Annotated in this window: 11 protein-coding genes; 5 read left to right on the top strand and 6 right to left on the bottom strand. The window is 72.5% G+C overall.

Features of this window, described 5'->3' with window-relative positions; all coding sequences use genetic code 11:
* The first annotated feature begins 316 nt into the window (after positions 1–316).
* The gene (locus BJK06_RS11820) at positions 317–5,887 is read left to right on the top strand and encodes a glutamate synthase-related protein (RefSeq protein WP_070418061.1); all 5,571 of its coding nucleotides are present in this window, start codon (positions 317–319) and stop codon (positions 5,885–5,887) included.
* Complete coding sequence (locus BJK06_RS11815) at positions 5,884–7,668, top strand: sulfite reductase subunit alpha (protein WP_070418060.1); 1,785 nt, start codon at positions 5,884–5,886, stop codon at positions 7,666–7,668. The genes BJK06_RS11820 and BJK06_RS11815 overlap by 4 nt, the downstream gene beginning before the upstream one ends.
* A gap of 255 nt (positions 7,669–7,923) precedes the next feature.
* Here the strand turns inward: BJK06_RS11815 and BJK06_RS11810 are convergent, their stop codons facing one another.
* Entirely contained in the window at positions 7,924–8,310 is a 387-nt protein-coding gene (locus BJK06_RS11810; RefSeq protein WP_070418059.1) for an ATP-dependent DNA ligase, read from the bottom strand.
* Positions 8,311–8,369: 59 nt separating this feature from the next.
* Between BJK06_RS11810 and BJK06_RS11805 the strand changes: the two genes are divergently transcribed.
* Positions 8,370–8,744, top strand: a complete 375-nt coding sequence (locus tag BJK06_RS11805; RefSeq protein WP_070418058.1) for a helix-turn-helix transcriptional regulator — start codon at positions 8,370–8,372, stop codon at positions 8,742–8,744.
* A complete protein-coding gene (locus BJK06_RS11800) occupies positions 8,744–9,730 on the top strand; it encodes an SRPBCC family protein (RefSeq protein ID WP_070418057.1) in 987 nt (328 codons plus the stop codon). Before BJK06_RS11805 ends, BJK06_RS11800 begins: the two co-directional genes overlap by 1 nt.
* Positions 9,731–9,813: 83 nt before the next feature.
* On the opposite strand, the gene BJK06_RS11795 is transcribed toward BJK06_RS11800, so the two are convergent.
* Genes BJK06_RS11795 through mvk form a run of 5 tightly spaced genes read right to left on the bottom strand, consistent with a single transcriptional unit; the run spans position 9,814 to position 15,112 of the window.
* Positions 9,814–10,971 carry a hydroxymethylglutaryl-CoA synthase gene (locus BJK06_RS11795; RefSeq protein ID WP_070418056.1) on the bottom strand — a complete coding sequence of 386 codons (1,158 nt, stop codon included), beginning with the start codon at positions 10,969–10,971 and terminating at the stop codon, positions 9,814–9,816.
* Positions 10,968–12,032, bottom strand: coding sequence for a hydroxymethylglutaryl-CoA reductase (locus tag BJK06_RS11790; RefSeq protein WP_070418055.1), 1,065 nt, complete (start codon positions 12,030–12,032; stop codon positions 10,968–10,970). Before BJK06_RS11790 ends, BJK06_RS11795 begins: the two co-directional genes overlap by 4 nt.
* Positions 12,025–13,107: a phosphomevalonate kinase gene (locus BJK06_RS11785; RefSeq protein WP_070418054.1), complete on the bottom strand. Its 1,083-nt coding sequence runs from the start codon at positions 13,105–13,107 to the stop codon at positions 12,025–12,027. Before BJK06_RS11785 ends, BJK06_RS11790 begins: the two co-directional genes overlap by 8 nt.
* Positions 13,104–14,123, bottom strand: a complete 1,020-nt coding sequence (gene mvaD, locus BJK06_RS11780; RefSeq protein WP_070418053.1) for a diphosphomevalonate decarboxylase — start codon at positions 14,121–14,123, stop codon at positions 13,104–13,106. The genes BJK06_RS11785 and mvaD overlap by 4 nt, the downstream gene beginning before the upstream one ends.
* Positions 14,123–15,112, bottom strand: a complete 990-nt coding sequence (mvk, locus tag BJK06_RS11775; RefSeq protein ID WP_083295215.1) for a mevalonate kinase — start codon at positions 15,110–15,112, stop codon at positions 14,123–14,125. Before mvk ends, mvaD begins: the two co-directional genes overlap by 1 nt.
* 140 nt (positions 15,113–15,252) lie before the next feature.
* On the opposite strand from mvk, the gene BJK06_RS11770 reads away from it, so the two are divergent.
* Positions 15,253–16,881 (top strand): DHA2 family efflux MFS transporter permease subunit, encoded by a 1,629-nt coding sequence (locus tag BJK06_RS11770; protein ID WP_070418052.1) that lies wholly within the window; start codon positions 15,253–15,255, stop codon positions 16,879–16,881.
* Positions 16,882–17,081 lie beyond the last annotated feature (200 nt).

Here is a 17,081-nt window from a genome sequence, read left to right as displayed (position 1 = left end):
GTCACTCCGCGCCACGGGGATCCGCGGCGCGGAGTGACTTTCGTTGTGCGGAGGCGAACCGCGCCGCACCCCGGCCGCACCCGCGCCGCACGCCGCGCCACACCCCGGCCGCACCCGCGCCGCACACCCCCGCCGCGCCCGCGCCGCGCACCCCGGCCCCGCGGTGTTGCGCGGGCGGTATACCGCGCCGTAGCATCGCCTCACCGCACCACAACCCCACAGGGCCCGACTGCCACCATCGGTCTGCCCGCGGCGAGCGCTCCACTGATGCAGCCTGGCCGTCCGCTGCCGGCAACGCCCCACTGGACCTGCACACGTGAACCCCTCCTCCTTCGGTCTCTACGACCCTGCCCGCGAATCGAGCGACTGCGGCGTCGGTTTCATCACCCGACTCGACGGGACGCCGAGCCACGACGTCATCCGCAAGGGCGACGAAGCGCTGTGCGCCATCCCCCACCGCGGCGGCAAGTCCGCCGAGGGTGTCGGTGACGGCGCGGGCGTGAGCATCGACCTGTCGGTGGAGTTCTTCAGCGCGATCACCGGCGAGGAGCTCCGCGCCGGCCACTTCGGCGTCGCGAACTGCTTCGTGCCGAGCGGCGCGGGCAAGGCTGCGGACGCCGAGCGCGCCCGTGCGCAGCAGACCGTCACGGACGCCATCGAGCAGCAGGGCTTCGAGCTCCTGCTCGTCCGTGACGTCCCGGTGGACCACTCCGTCGCCCGTCCCGAGGCCGAGCAGTACCAGCTGCCGATCGTGCAGTGGGTCTTCCGTGCCCCCGAGGCGTGGACCCGCGCCGAGGTCGACGCCGCCGCCAACCGCGCCCTCCTCGCGATCGAGGCGGTGTCGTACGGCCAGGCCGCCGCCGACCGCGCCGAGCACGCCGCCCTGTACCCGCTGTCGCTGAGCGCCCGGACCCAGATCCTCAAGGGGCGGCTGAACTCCGGTGAGGTCATCGGCTACTTCACCGACCTGCGTGACCCGCGCCACTCGGTCCGGACGCTCTACTTCCACACCCGGTTCTCGACGAACACCGAGCCGCACCCGACGATGGCGCAGCCGTTCCGTCTGATGGCGCACAACGGCGAGCTGAACACCGACCGGAAGAACCGGCTGTCCGACGAGGCCCTCGCCCGTGCACGGACCCGCAGCATCGTCCGCCCGCCCGGCCAGTCCGACTCGAGCCGCCTCGACCAGACCCTGCAGAGCCGGGTGTTCGACGACGGCCTCGAGATCGTCGAGGCCGTGGTCTCGCTCATGCCCCCGGCGTGGGAGAACGACCGCACGCTGACCCCGGCGGTGCGGGACATGCTCGAGTTCTTCTCGCTCTACGAGGAGAAGAACGACGGCCCGGCCGCCGTGATCTTCAGCGACGGCGACGTGGTCGGCGCCCGGCTCGACCGACTGGGCCTGCGCCCGCTGCGCTCGGTGCAGACCGCCGAGTACCTGATGGTGTCGTCCGAGGCCGGTCAGGTCGAGTTCGAGCCGGAGGACGTCGTGCACCGCGGCCGCATCGAGGCGGGCGGCATGCTCGTCGTCGACCACCGCACCGGCACGCTCATGCGCACGCGCGAGGTGCTCGAGATGCTCGCCGCGCGGAAGCCGTACGGGACGCTCCTCGACGCCGCCCGCGTCAACCTGGACGACGTGCCGGCGCCGGAGTACCAGCGCACGACGACCACGCTCGGCTACGAGGGCGACCTGTCGCTCGCGGGCCGCTACGTGGCGTACTCGCTGAACCAGGAGAGCTTCCGGTTCATGCTCGACCCGATGCTGCAGAACGGCTCGGAGCGGATCTCGGCGATGGGCTACGGCAACGCCATCAACGCCCTGAGCGACACCGAGGGCGGCATGGCGAAGTACTTCTCGCAGCGCTTCGCCCAGGTGACGAACCCGCCGCTCGACTCGATCCGCGAGGCCGACGGCATGTCGATGCGCGTCGCCCTCGGCGCGAAGCCCGACGGGACGGGTTCGGCGACGCGGCAGCTCGTCGTGGAGTCCCCGATCCTCGGGCACCTCGACATGGTTCGGCTGCGCGAGCAGGACATCGTGCCGCTCGAGCGCTTCGACATGCTCTACGTGCCGGTGCTCGGCGACGAGCAGGCGAACGCCGACGCGGTCCGCACCGCGACCGAGCACCTCGCCGACGCCGTCGCCGCCTTCGCCGAGCGCACCGGCGGCATCGCCGTGCTCACCGACCGCAACGTGTCGTCGACGCACGCGCCCCTCCCCGTCATCCTCGCCGTCGCCGCCGTCAACCAACGGCTCATCGAGACCGGCCTGCGGCTGCGGATCTCCGTCGTCGCCGAGTCCGGTCAGCTGCCATCGTCACACCACGTTGCGACGGCGCTCGGCTTCGGCGCCGCAGCGGTGTACAGCCTCTCCGCACGTCTCCGTGCGGAGGAGAAGTACCCCGCAGCGCCCGCCCCGGCCGGCGAACTGACCGCGACCGACCTCGCCCTCAAGCACTTCCGGAAGGCGGCCGAGAAGGCCCTCGCGAAGACGATGGGCCGCGTCGGGCTCTGCACGGCCGAGAGCTACATCGGCGGCGAGTTCTTCGAGCCGAACTACCTCGACACCCGCGACGACCTGCTCGCCCGGGTCTTCCCGCACATGCAGGCCCCGGTCGGCGGCGTCGGGTTCGCCCGCATCGCGCAGGCGGCGACGGACTGGCACGAGCGCGCCCGCACGGTCGAGTCCGAGGGCCAGGTGCCCATGCTCGGCCTCTTCAAGGAGCGCTCGGACGGTGCCGGGCACTCGTTCGGCGTCGCGAGCGTACGCGGCTTCGGCGGCATGACCGAGGAGCGTCCGGCCTTCGAGCGCTCCGGCGACTCCGAGGCGCTGCGGCTCCTCACGCTCGGCCAGCTCGACGACGCGTTCGGCATCACCGACACCGCCTACCGGAACACGGGCTACGACCGGCTCAGCGACGCCGAGATCGACGCGCACCGGATCACCCCGGGCTACGTCACGTTCCTGCAGACGACGCACGACGAGCGCTCGCGCCGTCCCGCGGCCCTCCGCGACGTCCTCGCGCTGCCCGCGGACGTCACCGGCATCGACACGGCAGAGGACTTCGCCCGCGAGCTCGGCCGCTTCTCGACCACCGGCAACGCGAGCGTCACGGTGCGCGGGCTCTCCGGCTCGCGTCCGACCGACGACGGGGACCTTCCAGGAGGCACGGCTCGCTTCCGCCTCGAGCTCACGTCGACGGGGACCACGGGTGCACTGCGCCACGCGGCCCTCGCGGACGGCCTCGCGCTGCTGCACCCCGGCCAGGTCGACGTCGACTCCGTCGACGACACCCAGGTGACGCTCCGCGCCACCGGCTCCGCCGTCGAGCTGCTCGCACTGCTCGACCACGCCCCGGCGAGCGTCGCGCTCGACGAGGTCCAGCCGGCGCACGAGATCACCCGGACCCTGGCGTCCGGCGCGATGAGCCACGGCGCGCTCGTCGCCACCGCGCACGAGGCGGTGGCGCACGGCACGAACATGGTCGGCGGCATGTCGAACAGCGGTGAGGGCGGCGAGCACCACTCCCGCTACGGCACGATCCGCGGCTCGCGCATCAAGCAGTTCGCCTCGGGACGGTTCGGCATCTGGGCGGGCTACCTCGCCGACCCGATGCTCGAGGAGCTCGAGATCAAGATCGGCCAGGGCGCGAAGCCGGGCGAGGGCGGCCAGCTGCCCGCGCCGAAGGTCACGGTGGACATCGCCGCGGCCCGTGGTGGCACCCCCGGCGTCGAGCTCATCTCGCCGCCGCCGCACCACGACACGTACTCGATCGAGGACCTCGCGCAGCTCATCCACGACTGCAAGGCCGCCCGCGTCCGGGTGATCGTGAAGCTCGTGTCCTCCGAGGGCATCGGCACCATCGCGGTCGGCGTCGCCAAGGCCGGCGCGGACGTCATCAACGTCGCGGGCAACACCGGTGGTACGGGCGCCGCGGCCGTCACGAGCCTGAAGTACGCCGGCCGCTCGGCGGAGATCGGCGTCGCCGAGGTCCACCAGGCGCTCGTCGCGAACGGCCTCCGCCAGAAGGTCACGCTCCGCTGCTCGGGCGCGCACCAGACCGGTTCCGACGTGGTCACGAGCGCGCTGCTCGGCGGCGACAGCTTCGAGTTCGGCACGACCGCGCTCATGATGCTCGGCTGCGTGATGGCGAAGAACTGCAACGTGAAGTGCCCGGCTGGTCTCACCACGAACGCCGAGGCGTTCGAGGGCGACCCCCGTGCGCTCGCGCAGTACCTGCTCAACATCGCCCACGACGTGCGGCAGATCCTCGCCCGCCTCGGCCTGCGCTCCCTGCGCGAGGCCCGCGGTCGCACCGACCTGCTGCAGCTCCTCGACCACCCGGCGAGCGTCGGGCGCCTCGACGTCCGAGCGCTCCTCGCGCAGGTCCCCGAGAAGGTCGTCGAGGACCCGGAGTACCTCGAGAAGGACTTCCACACCGACGACGCGCTGCTCGAGCGGGTCCGCACGGCCCTCGTCGACCACGAGCAGGCGCACGTGCTCGTGCACGGCGTGCTGCTCGGCAACAGCGACAAGTCCGTCGGCGGTCAGCTCGGCATCGACGTGGAGCGCCTGCTCAACCACGAGCTGCGCGACACCGACCTGTCCGGGCACCCGGCGATCACCACGGACGACCGCGGACGCCGCCGGCTCGTCGACGGCGCGGTCACGATCCGCACGCTCGGGTCGGCCGGGCAGTCGTACGGCGTGTTCAACAACGACGGCATCGTGCTCGAGCACACCGGCACCGCGAACGACGGCGTCGGCAAGAGCCAGAGCGGTGGCCGGATCATCGTCCGCGCCCCCGGTGGCGGCAGTGCCGGACAGGGCGGCAACGTCCTCGTCGGCAACTTCGCGCTGTTCGGGGCGACCGGCGGCCGCACCTTCGTCGAGGGCGAGGCCGGCGACCGGTTCGCCGTGCGCAACTCCGGCGCGACGGCCGTGGTCGAGGGCGTCGGGGACTTCGGCTGCGAGTACATGACGGGCGGTGCCGTGTTCAACCTCGGCACCTTCGGCAAGGGCCTCGGCAACGGCATGTCCGGCGGGTTCCTGTACCAGTACGACCCCTCCGGCGAGGTCACCGAGCGCGCGAGCACCGACTCGCTCCTCGTGTTCCCGGTCACCGACACCGAGCGCGGGGCCTTCCACGAGGCAGCGGCGCGCCTGCTGCTCGAGTGGCACCTCGAGGCGACGGGCTCGGCGCTGGCCGAGCGTCTGCTCGCCGAGTGGGAGACCACCCGCCAGCACGTCTTCGTCGGCATGCCCCGGGCGCTCCTGCTCACCCAGGACGCCGGCGAGATCCTCGCCGCGGCGAGCCGGAACGAGTTGCTCGACGAGCTGGCGACCTCGATCGCGACGGACAAGCTCCGCGCGTTCAAGGTCGACTACCGCGACCAGCGCGCCGTCCTCGGTGGCCGTGCGCCGTCGCTCGGCGACCAGGGCGACGACATGTTCTCGCTCCTGTCCTCGTACACGGTGCTCGGCGTCGCCCAGGACCTCGCGCTCGAGCGGGTCCCCGGTGCGGCGGGCCCGAACGACCCCCGGGTGACCGAGGCGGTCAAGAACCTCATCCTCACCGAGGACTTCTTCGTCAAGCAGCGCGTCGTGAAGTACCTGCGCGGCACGCTGGACCGCTTCGCGGACGACGAGCTCGCGACCCTCATCGCGATCAAGCGCCTCGACGACTACAAGCGCGCGCTCACGCAGCGGAACAACCGCAGCATGGACGCGCCGGGCACCACCGGGTGGATCATGCACCAGAACGCCAAGAACGACGGCCGCGTCCGCGAGGCCCGCTTCGACGAGCTGCTCGCGAACGCGGCGCTCGAGGACATCGCCCGCCGTGCACCGCAGGCGCCGACCGAGGCGGTGTCCGCGTGAGCCTGCTCCCCCCGACCGGATCGCTGATCCCGGTCGACGCACCGTTCTCGCAGGCCCAGGAGTCCTGGCTCGCCGGGTTCATCGCCGGCATCGCGGCCGCGGGCAAGCGGGCCTCCGGCGGCGCCCCGACGACGACGATCGACGTGCTGTTCGGCACGCAGACCGGCAACGCGGAGTTCCTCGCCGACGAGCTGGTCGCCGGCGCGAAGGCCCGCGGGCTCGGCGGTCGTGCCACCGCGCTCGACGCCGTCACGCCGGAGCAGCTCGCCGGGATGTCGCACGTGCTCGTGGTCACCTCGACGTACGGCGAGGGCGAGATGCCCGACAACGCCGGACTGTTCTGGGACGCGATCCAGGCGACCACCGTGCCGCGGCTCGAGGGACTGCACTACGCGGTCCTCGGGCTCGGCGACACGAGCTACGACGAGTTCTGCCAGGCCGGCAAGCTCCTCGACACCCGGTTCGAGCAGCTCGGCGCCACCCGCATCCACGACCGCGTCGACTGCGACGTGGACTACGAGGACCCGGCCGCGCTCTGGACGGCGGCGGTGCTCGACCGTCTGGCGGCGGAGGCGGGCGTGCAGCCCGGCGCGACCACGGCGGTGGCGGCGACCGGTGCGACGACCGCGGCCGGCGGGGCGGGCGCGAGCCGTGCCTCCAGGCCCGGTGCCCAGTGGAACAAGCGCAACCCGTACCCGTCGATGCTGGTCGAGAACCGGCTGCTCTCCTCGCCGCGCAGCGCGAAGGAGATCCGGCACTACGAGTTCGACCTCGGCGACTCCGGGATCGAGTACTCGGCGGGCGACGCGCTCGCGGTCGTGCCGGTCAACGACGAGGTGTTCGTCGGCGAGCTGCTCGAGCAGGTCGGCGCGAACGGCTCCGAGACGCTCGACGGCCGCCCGGTCACCGAGGTCCTGCGGACCGACCGTGAGATCCGGACGCCCTCGAAGGACCTCATCGCGGACCTCGTCCAGCGCGCACCGTCGTCCGAGCTCGCCGCCGTCGTCTCGCACGGTGACAAGCACGAGCTCGACCGCTGGCTGTGGGGTCGCGACGTCCTCGACCTGCTCCGCGACGCCGGACCCGCGGCACCCGGACTCGACGAACTCCTGCCGAACCTCCGACCGCTGCAGGCGCGCCAGTACTCGATCTCGTCGAGCCCGCTCGCGCACCCGGACCGCATCCACCTGACGATCGCGTCCGTCCGGTACGGGGACCCGCACCGCATGTACGCCGGCGTCGCGTCGACGTTCCTCGCCGACCGGGTCGCCCCCGACGGCACCGTGGACGTGTACCTGCAGCCGAACGCGTCGTTCGGGGTCCCCGCCGACCCGTCCGCGCCGATGATCATGGTCGGCCCGGGGACCGGCATCGCACCGTTCCGCGGGTTCCTGCACGAGCGTGCGGTCTCCGGGGCGACGGGACGGAACTGGCTGTTCTTCGGCGACCAGCACCGCGACACCGACTTCGTCTACGAGGACGAACTCACCGAGCTGCAGGAGCAGGGCGTCCTGGATCGCCTCGACCTGGCGTTCTCGCGCGACCAGGCCGAGAAGGTCTACGTGCAGACCCGGATGCTCGAACAGGCCCCGGAGCTCTACTCGTGGCTCGAGGACGGCGGGCACCTCTACGTGTGCGGTGACGCCTCACGGATGGCGAAGGACGTCGAGCAGGCGCTCCTGGCCGTCATCGGGAGCCAGCGGGGCAAGGGCGAGGACGACGCGCAGGCGTACCTCGCCGACATGCGGCGCGGCAAGCGCTACGTCCGCGACGTGTACTGAGCGGCGCGCGCGGCCGGTGCCACGCCCGTCGCCCCGGTGCGGAACCCGAATCCGCGACCGGGGCGACGGCGAGGGGGCGCTGTGGGCCGGGAGGCCCCTGATCCGGGACTCCTCGCGCGTCGCGTGGTTCCCCCCTCCGACCGCGGAGCCACCGTCACCGGCTCCCTGGGCCGGAGTCGATCACTCGCGCGGTACGCCCACCGTACTCAGACTGCACGGACGTGCGCGACCCGTTGACCGTTCACGGGCTGTGTGCTATCCAGCGTCGTCGGTGCCGGAGTCGTCGTCCGCGTCGCCGGGCACCACCGCACGGGACCACGCCGAGTCGTCCGCCGTGCTCGTGTCCGAGGGCTCCGGCGTGAGCACGAGACCGGAGCCCGAGGTGGCGGCGGCGTAGAGGTCCTCGAGCCAGCTGCGGTTGATCCGGGGCACCCGGCTGCCGGAGAACTTGAAGTGCAGGCTCACGTTCGGGTGCATCCAGATGGTGCTGCGCCCGTTGCCGTGGACGGCGTCGTCCTTCCACGAGAACGCGAACCGGTGCTCCCGCCGGAGCATGTTCACGATGACGATCTGCAGGTGTGTGAGCGCTCGGTCGTCGATCCGGAGGTCGAGCGGCTCTCCGTCGTAGATGAGCTGACCCATGCGTCCTTGTACACCGCGGGGGTTGTGCGGCGGGCAGGACCGTCGTAACGTACAACCAAATGGTTGCACGAACCGAACTGAGCGATGCCGAGGTCGACCGGGTCTTCCACGCCCTGGCCGATGCGACCAGACGCGACATCGTCCGTCGCACCCTGGTCGGCGAGGCGTCCGTGAGCGCGCTCGCGGACGCCTACGCGATGTCCTTCGCCGCCGTCCAGAAGCACGTCGCCGTCCTCGAAGGAGCAGGACTCGTGACCAAGGAACCCCGGGGCCGCACCCGCATCGTGCGCGCCGAGCCGGGACAGATCGATCGCGTCCGTGGGCTGCTCGACGGCTACGCGGACCTCTGGCGCGGCCGGATCGACCGGCTCGACGCACTGCTGGGAGCAGACCGCGCGCCGCGCGGCGACGACCGAACGCAAGGGAGCCACTGATGCCGACCACGTCCGTCCACACCGACCCCGAGGAGCTCACCATGACCCTCGTGGCCGAGTTCCCCGTCCCCGTCGAACGCCTCTGGGCAGCGTTCGCGGATCCCCGGCAGCTCGAACGCTTCTGGGGCCCGCCCGGGTTCCCCGCCACGTTCACGTCGTTCGACCTCCGTCCCGGCGGCGTCGCCCACTACCGGATGACCTCGCCCGAGAACGAACGGTTCCACGCACTCTGGCAGGTGTCCGAGGTCGACGAGCCCCGCCGGATCGCCTTCCGCGACCTGTTCTCCGACGCCGAGGGCACGGTCGACGACTCGCTGCCCGCGAGCGAGACCGTGCTGTCGTTCGACACCGTCGACAGCGGGTCACGGGTGACGGTGCTGACGTCGTTCGCGTCCTCCGCCGACCTCGACGCCATGCTCGAGATGGGCATGCTCGACGGCTACGAGCAGGCGTTCGGGCAGCTCGACACGGTGCTGGCCGACCTCCGCGAGTACGCCCTCGGCCGGGGCACGGTCACCGAGATCGTGGACGACACCCACGTGGTCATCACCCGCGCGTTCGCGGCGCCGCGGCACCTGCTCTGGCGTGCGCACACGGAGCCGGAGCTGATGCGCCGATGGCTGCTCGGCCCGGACGGGTGGGAGATGACGGTGTGCGAGAACGACCTGGTCGTCGGCGGCTCGTTCCGGCAGGCCTGGGCGCCCGTCGGGGACACCGAGGGCGAGGCGTTCGGGTTCGAGGGCGAGAACCTCGTCATCGAGCCGGAACGCCGCATGGTCACGACCGAACGGATGACCGGTGCGCCGTTCCCGGCCAACGTCAACGACCTGCAGTTCGACGAGGCCGACGGCGTCACGCTCATGACGCTCCGCATCACCTACCCCGACCGGGAGCAGCGGGACATGATCCTCGCGACCGGCATGACGGACGGCATGGAGACGAGCTACCAGCGTCTGGAACGCGAGGTCGTGTCCGCAGCGGCGTGAGTCGTGACGGACGGGAGGCGCGGTGCCGGCCGGCACCGCGCCTCCCGTCCGTCAGTCGGTCGCGTCAGGGACGCGCGCTCACGTCAGGGACGCGTCGCCTCGTAGCGGCGTGCGCCGCCGCGGACGCCGGCGAAGCGGTACGGCGCAGCCGTGACCCGCGGACGCTCGACGTCCTCGCTCGTCGCGGCACCCGCGGCGTGCAGCTCGCGGTAGGCGTCGACCGAGAGCGGCACCCGGGCGGCGAGGAGCTCGCGGACCCGACCCACACGGCGGTGCTCGCGGTACGCCGGCTGCACGATGCCGGTGATGAGCTCCCCGACGCTGCCGGACCCGTAGCTGAACAGGCCGATGCGCTCCCCGGCGAGGTCGTCGTCGAGGTCGAGCAGTGCGGCCAGCCCGATCCAGAGCGACGCCGTGTAGGTGTTGCCGGTCTGCTTGTTGTACGTGAACCCGAGGGCGAGCTCGGACTCGTCGAAGGGCACCCCGACGTGCTGCGTGAGCTTCCGGTGCGCCTTGAGCGCCATCTTCGTGAACGGCTGGTGGTGGACGAAGCGCACGATGTCCTCGTACGCCGGGCCGCCCTGCGCCGCGAGGTCGTCCCACGCCCCGACGAACGCGTCGACGTAGGCGCTCACGGACAGGCGGCCGTCGACGAGTGCGGTGGAGCGGTCGTTCGGCCGCCAGAAGTCGTCGACGTCGGCGGTGAAGACACCCGCGGCCGGCTCGATCTCGATGAGGTCGGGGTCGGCGGCGATCAGGATCGCGGCGGCGCCGGCACCCTGCGTCGGCTCGGCGGCGGTGTCGACGTCGTAGCGCGCGACGTCGGCGGCGATGACGAGCACGCGCTCCCGCGGAGCACGCGCGACGATGCCGAGGGCGAGCTGGACGGCAGCGGTCCCGCCGTAGCAGGCTTGCTTCAGCTCGACGACGCGGACGTTCTGCGGCAGCCCGAGCAGGCCGTGCACGAACACCCCGGCGGCCTTCGACTGGTCCACGCCGGACTCGGTGGCGAAGAGCACCGTGCGGATGCCGTCGGCACCGTGCCGGTCGATGAGCTCCTTCGCAGCGGCGGCGCCCATCGTGACGATGTCCTCGTCGGGAGCGGGCACGCTGAACGCGTCCTGTCCGATGCCGACGTGGTACTTCGCCGGGTCCACCCCGAGGCGCTCGGCGAGGTCGTCGAGCTCGAGCACGTGGTGCCCGGTCGCGACGGCGAGGTCGTGGATGCCGATGCGGGTCACGCTGCACCTCCGGCGGGCTTCGCGCCGCGACGTTCCATCGCGACGTGGGCGGCCATCAGCTCGCCCGGGTTGGTCTGCGCGGCGAGCAGGGAGAGCTCCCCGCACAGGACGGTCGCGGCGCAGAGGGCGGCGAGCCGGCGGGCATTCGCACCGGGCTCGCGGTCCTCGCGGCAGCCGAGGCGCACGAGGGCGTCCTCGACGACGGGCAGGTCCCCGCCCTTGCCGTTGCCGACCGTGCCGACGATGAGGTGCGGGAGCGAGGTGGCGAAGTACAGGTCGCCGTCGCGGTCCTCGGCGCTCGTGATGCCCTGGGACCCCTCGACGATGTTCGCCGCGTCCTGCCCGGTAGCCAGGTAGAAGCCGAGGAGCATGTTCGCGTAGTGGGCGTTCGCGGAGCGGATGGCCCCGGCGATGGTCGACCCGACGAGGTTCTTCGCGACGTTGAGCTCGGCGATGCGTGCCGCGCTCGACCGGAGCCGCTTCTCGACGACCTCGCCCGGGATGACGATCTCGGCGACGGTGTTCCGGCCGCGTCCGCGGATGCCGTTCACCGCGGTGGCCTTCTTGTCGGTGCAGAAGTTGCCCGAGACGCTGACGTACCGCAGGCCCGGCTCCCACGCGAGGATCGCCGGCAGGAGCTTGTCCGCCGCCTGCGTGACCATGTTGTGCCCGGAGGCGTCGCCGGTGGTGAACGCGAAGCGCAGGAACAGCAGGTCCCCGACGATCTCCGGGTGCACCTCGATGAGCTTCGCGAAGCGGCTCTGGCCGGCGACGATCTGCTCGAGCTCGTCCTGCCGGGCGAGGATGCGCCCGGTCGCGAGGTGTGCCGCAGCCGCGCTGTCGGCACGGACGACGACCGAACGGGTCATGCGCTCGTCCACGACGGTCGCGACGATGCCGCCCTCGACCATGCGCGAGATGCGGGCACCGCGGCCGACGGACGGCCAGAGCGGCGACTCGTACGTGGCGAGCGGCACCTCGTGCTCGCCCTCCACCGCGTTGCCGCTGATGCGGATCGGCCCCACCCACTTCGTGGGGATCGGGGTCAGCAGGTCAGTCATCGACGCTCCCTTCGGGCGCTTGCACCGCGACGCTGAGGTGTCTGATGTCGTGCGCCTCCCAGGCGCGGTGGATGCCGGCGAGGTCGGTGTCCGCCGGGACGAGCGCGATGCCGCAGTCGCCGCCGCCGGCACCGGACGGCTTGGCCGCCCCGCCCGCGGCTTCGACGACGTCGCACAGGGTCGCGAGTCGCTCGGTCTCGATCTGCGAGCCGACCGACGTGCCGAGGCGCTGGAGCAGCCCACGGGCGCGCCGGAGTGCCCCGAGGGTGCGCTCGGCGTCGCCGGTCTGGAGGCCGACGGTGAGGTCGTCGACGCAGGTGCGACTCTCGTCGAGGAACGCCTGGTAGCCGCCGTTGCGGTGCCGACGGACGACACCGACGAGCTTCGTGGTCGAGGCCGGCGAACCGGTCCAGCCGACGAGCAGCTCGAGGTTCTCGGGGGCGGGCAGCCGCTGGACGTCGAAGCCCTCCCACGCGTCCGCGTCGCCGAGGATCTCGGTCACGGTGCGGGTGTCGAGCTGCGCCGCGAGCCGCTCGCGGTCCGGCGCGCTGTAGCGGAGCCAGCCGCCGAAGGTGCTCGCGGCGAGGTCCCCGCCGGATGCGCGCGGGTTCACCCGGATCGTGGCGAGCAGGGCGACCTGGAAGCGCTTCCGCTGCGAGAGCCCGAGTCCGTAGAAGCGGTCGAGGGCCCCCACCGTGGCGACGGTCACCGCCGCGGAGGACCCGAGCCCGAACTTCCGGCCGCTCGCGTCGTCGAGCTGGCTGTGGATGCGGAGGTCGTGGAACCGCGGTGCGATGCCCTGCTCGGCGCGGAGCTTCTCGACGAGGTCGATCGTCGCCATCACGTAGTCGTACGGGTGGTGCTCGGTGTCGAGTGCGATGCCGTCCTCGGCGCGGGTCCAGGTGAGCGGGAGGTGTCCGTACTCCTCGGAGTGCACGCTGCCGGCGCCGTGGCCCTCGCGCACGCGCGCGGTGATGGCGCGGTCGAGGGCGATGATGACGGACGGCTGGCCCGGCTCGACGACGGCGTACTCGCCCGCGACGAACAGCTTGCCGTGGGCACGGAACTCGATCACTCGGCGGACTCCTCTGGTCGGACGACACCCGGCGCGGGTGCCTCCGGGTCCTGCGTCGCAGGGACTTCGGAGCCGAGCAGGCGCGCGCCTGGTCCGGTACCGGACTCGATCACGTCGCCGAAGCCCGCGAGCGCGGACGCGACGGCGCCCCGGTCCTCGGGCTTCGTGAGCACGACGACGTTCGGGCCGGCGTCGGCGGTGGCGTACGCCTCGACCCCGGCGGCACGGAGTTCGGCCACGGCGTCGAACACGGCGACGCTGCGGGCGTTGAGGTAGCGGATGGGCGGGAAGGCGCCCTCGATCGTGGCGTGCATGCGGAGGGCGTTGCTCTCGGTCAGCTCGCCGATGCGGGTGAAGTCCCCCGCGGCGCAGGCGGTGAGCATGTCCCCGACGGTCTCGGTGGTCGAGGTGACCCAGGCGGGGTAGAACGGCGACGTCGCGATGGTGCGTCGCATCGCCTCGCGCGAGCCGATCGCCTTCGGGCCGGCGTCGATCGTCACGACGACCATGGCCATCGGCGGCGCGGGGATCGGCTCGGCGTAGGAGCCCTCGTCGTCGCCGGCGTGCCAGACCGCCACGCCACCGGGGATCGACCGTGTGGCCGAACCGGAGCCGCGTCGGGCGAGCCGGGACAGGTCGCGCGCGGAGAGGTCGAGACCGTACGCCGCCGCGGCCGCGGTCGCGAGCGCCGCGAACCCCGAGGCGCTCGAGGCCAGTCCGGCTCCGGTCGGCACGGTGTTCTCGGACACCACCGACGCCCGCGCCGAGGACCCGGCGAGCTCGCGCACGAGGTCGAGGAACTGCGTGACCCGCACGAGCGCCCCGTCGGTCGAGGCCGAGCCGTTGAGGGTGAGGGTGTCGTCCGCCGTGACCCCGACGGTCACCGACGTCGTCGTCGGGAACACGTCGAGTCCCATCGAGACGCTGCCGGTCGCCGGCAGGGCGAGGGAGGCGTCCGCCTTGCCCCAGTACTTGACGAGGGCGATGTTGGGGTGCGCGACGGCGGTGGCGGTCATCAGGCGCGGTCTCCGATCGTGGTGGTCCAGGTGGCTGCGGCACCCGCGCCGCGCAGTGCGGCCGCGATGCGGTCCGCGTGGTCGACGTCCGTGGCGAGGGCGATGACGCACCCGCCGCGGCCCCCGCCCGTGAGCTTCGCGCCGAGGGCGTCGGCCGCACGCGCGGCGCCGACGAGCCGGTCCAGGTCGTCGCTCGACACGTCGAGGTCGCTGAGCAGCTCGTGCGCGGCGTCCATCGTGGCACCGAGCGCCTGTGCGTCGCCGTCCACGAGCGTCGCCCGCGCGCGTCGGGCGAGTGCGCCGATCCGGTCGATCACGGCGCCGGTGCCGTCCGGGTCGGCGTCGTGACGGGCACGGACGGCGGACACCGCCTCGCGCGTGTGGCCGGGGACCCCGGTGTCGGCGACCACGAAGGCGAACCGGGCGCCGAGCTCGACCGGCTCGATGCGGCCGCCCTCGAACCAGACCGGTGCGTCGGCGACGACCCCGCGGGCGTCGAGTCCGGACGGTCGGCCGTGGGCGACCCGCTCGCACTCCTGGATGAGTCCGTGGTGCGCCTCGGCGTCGAGCGTCTCGCCGAGTGCGTCCGCGACCGCCGCGGTCACCGCGGCTGCCACCGCCGCGCTCGATCCCATGCCGCGAGCGGTGGGGACCTCGCTGTCGACGCGCACGTGGAAGCGGCGGTCCGCCACGCCGAAGTGCCGCAGCGTTGCGGTCACCGCGGTGACGGTCGGCATCACGGCAGCGGGGGCGAGGTCGAGCGGGCCGGTGTGCACGGTCGACTCGAGGTGGTGCCCCTCGGCGTCGTCGATCGGCGTGACCGTCGCGACCACCACGGCGTCGATGACCGGCAGGACGAGCGCGGGTGCGCCGTAGACCACGGCGTGCTCCCCGATCAGGATCGTCTTGCCGTGGGACGACGCCCTACCGGTGCGGCGGGTGGGGCCGGCTCCAGTGGTCGCTGAGTTGTCGAGGTCGTTGGTGGTCATCGTGGGTCACGTCAGCCTAACCGTCCCGGCCATGCACGCGCTCGACGGTGTCCGTACCCCGCCCGTGAGCGCGCTCCACGAGGTCGCCGTTCCGGGCGTACGGTGATAGTCAGCATGCTGACTACCCGAGGAGCCGCCCCGTGAGCACCCACCACACCCCCGACCGCCGACGCTGGGCCGGACTCGTCGTCATCAGCATCGCCGTCTCGCTCATCATCGTCGATTCGACCATCGTGAACGTCGCGATCCCGAGCATCGTGGCCGACCTCGACATCGGTTCCACCCTGGTGCAGTGGGTGCAGGAGAGCTACACCCTGGTCTTCGCGGCGCTCCTGCTCGTGTTCGGCTCGCTCGCCGACCGCTTCGGCCGGCGGCGCCTGCTGATCGTGGGCGTCACGGTGTTCGCGCTCGCCTCGGTCCTCGCCGCACTGGCCCCGACGGGCGACCTGCTCGTGCTCGCCCGCATCGTGCAGGGCGTCGGCGGCGCGATGGTGCTGCCGACGACCCTCTCGCTCGTGAACGCCACCTTCACCGGCCGCGAGCGCGGGATCGCCTTCGCCGTCTGGGGCTCCACGATCGGCGGCATGGTCGCGGTGGGCCCACTCCTCGGCGGCTGGCTGACGACGGACTTCTCGTGGCGGTGGGCGTTCGGCATCAACGTGCCGCTCGGCATCGCGATCGTCGTCGGCGCATCCCTGACCGTCCGCGAGTCCCGCGACACCGTGCACGCCGGCCGGATCGACGTCGTCGGCGCCGTCCTCAGCGTCGTGACGAGCGCCTCGCTCGTGTTCGGCCTCATCGAGGGACGCACGTACGGCTGGTGGTCGAACGCCACCCGGCTGACGGTCGGCGACTGGACCTGGCCCGGACCGCTCTCCCCGATCCCCTACGCGTTCGCGCTCTGCGTCGTCGCGGGCGTGGCGTTCGTCCTCTGGACGAGGCGGCGACAGCGCGCGGGCCGCTCCACGCTCATCGCGCTCGACCTCTTCACGATCGGGTCGTTCCGGAACGGGTCGATCGCGGCACTCATCGTGTCCCTCGGCGAGTTCGGCATCATCCTGTCCCTGCCGATCTGGCTGCAGAACGTGCTCGGGTACTCGGCGCTGCAGACCGGATTCGTCCTGCTCGCCCTGGCCATCGGGTCGTTCGTCGGGAGCGGGTTCGCGGCGACGGCCGGCCAGCGGATCGGCGCGCTGCGGATCGTCCGGATCGGCATCGCCGCGGAGATCGTCGGCGTCGCGGCGATCGGCTTCGTCGTGACCTCGTCGACGCCGTGGTGGGCGATCGTGCCGTGCCTGTTCGTCTACGGGTTCGGTGTCGGGCTCGCGACCGCGCAGCTCACGAGCGTCGTGCTGCGGGACGTCCCGGTCGAGCGCAGCGGCGAGGCCTCCGGCGCCCAGAGCACCGCCCGGCAGATCGGGTCGGCACTCGGCATCGCGGCGCTCGGCACGGTGCTGTTCACGTCGACCGGCACGCTGCTGCAGCACCGGCTCGAGGACGCCGGGTCCTCGAGCGCGGCCGCGTCGCAGATCGCCGATGCCGTGGTCGCGTCCTCCGGCGGGTCGATCGCGGCACTCACCGAGCAGAGTCCGACGGCAGGAGCCGCTGCGGCCGAGGCGTTCAGTGACGGCACGCGCGCGGCCGCCTGGTCGGCCGCGGGCTTCCTGGTGCTCGGCCTCGCGGCGACCCTGCGCCTGCGCAGCCGCCCCGAGGACACCGAGGAGGCCGGATCGGACGCCGCCCCGACGACCGCCGACGCGACCGACTGACGGACGGGAGGCGCGGGTCGGCCCCGCCCCGCGCCTCCCGTCCGCCGCACCGAACCCCGCGCCGGGGGCGACGCGGGGCGCTCACTCGGCCAGACGCGCCGGGGAGACGCTCTCGTCCGCGCAGGTCGTTGGCATCGGCGTCGTCCTCGCCGCGGTCGGGACGGCGGTGACGACGGGCGGTCGACCGGGGCGTGACCGAG

Source organism: Curtobacterium sp. BH-2-1-1 (genome assembly GCF_001806325.1).
Lineage (GTDB): Bacteria > Actinomycetota > Actinomycetes > Actinomycetales > Microbacteriaceae > Curtobacterium.
Note: the sequence above shows the minus strand (reverse complement) of the source record. Positions and strands in the feature narration are given on the sequence as shown.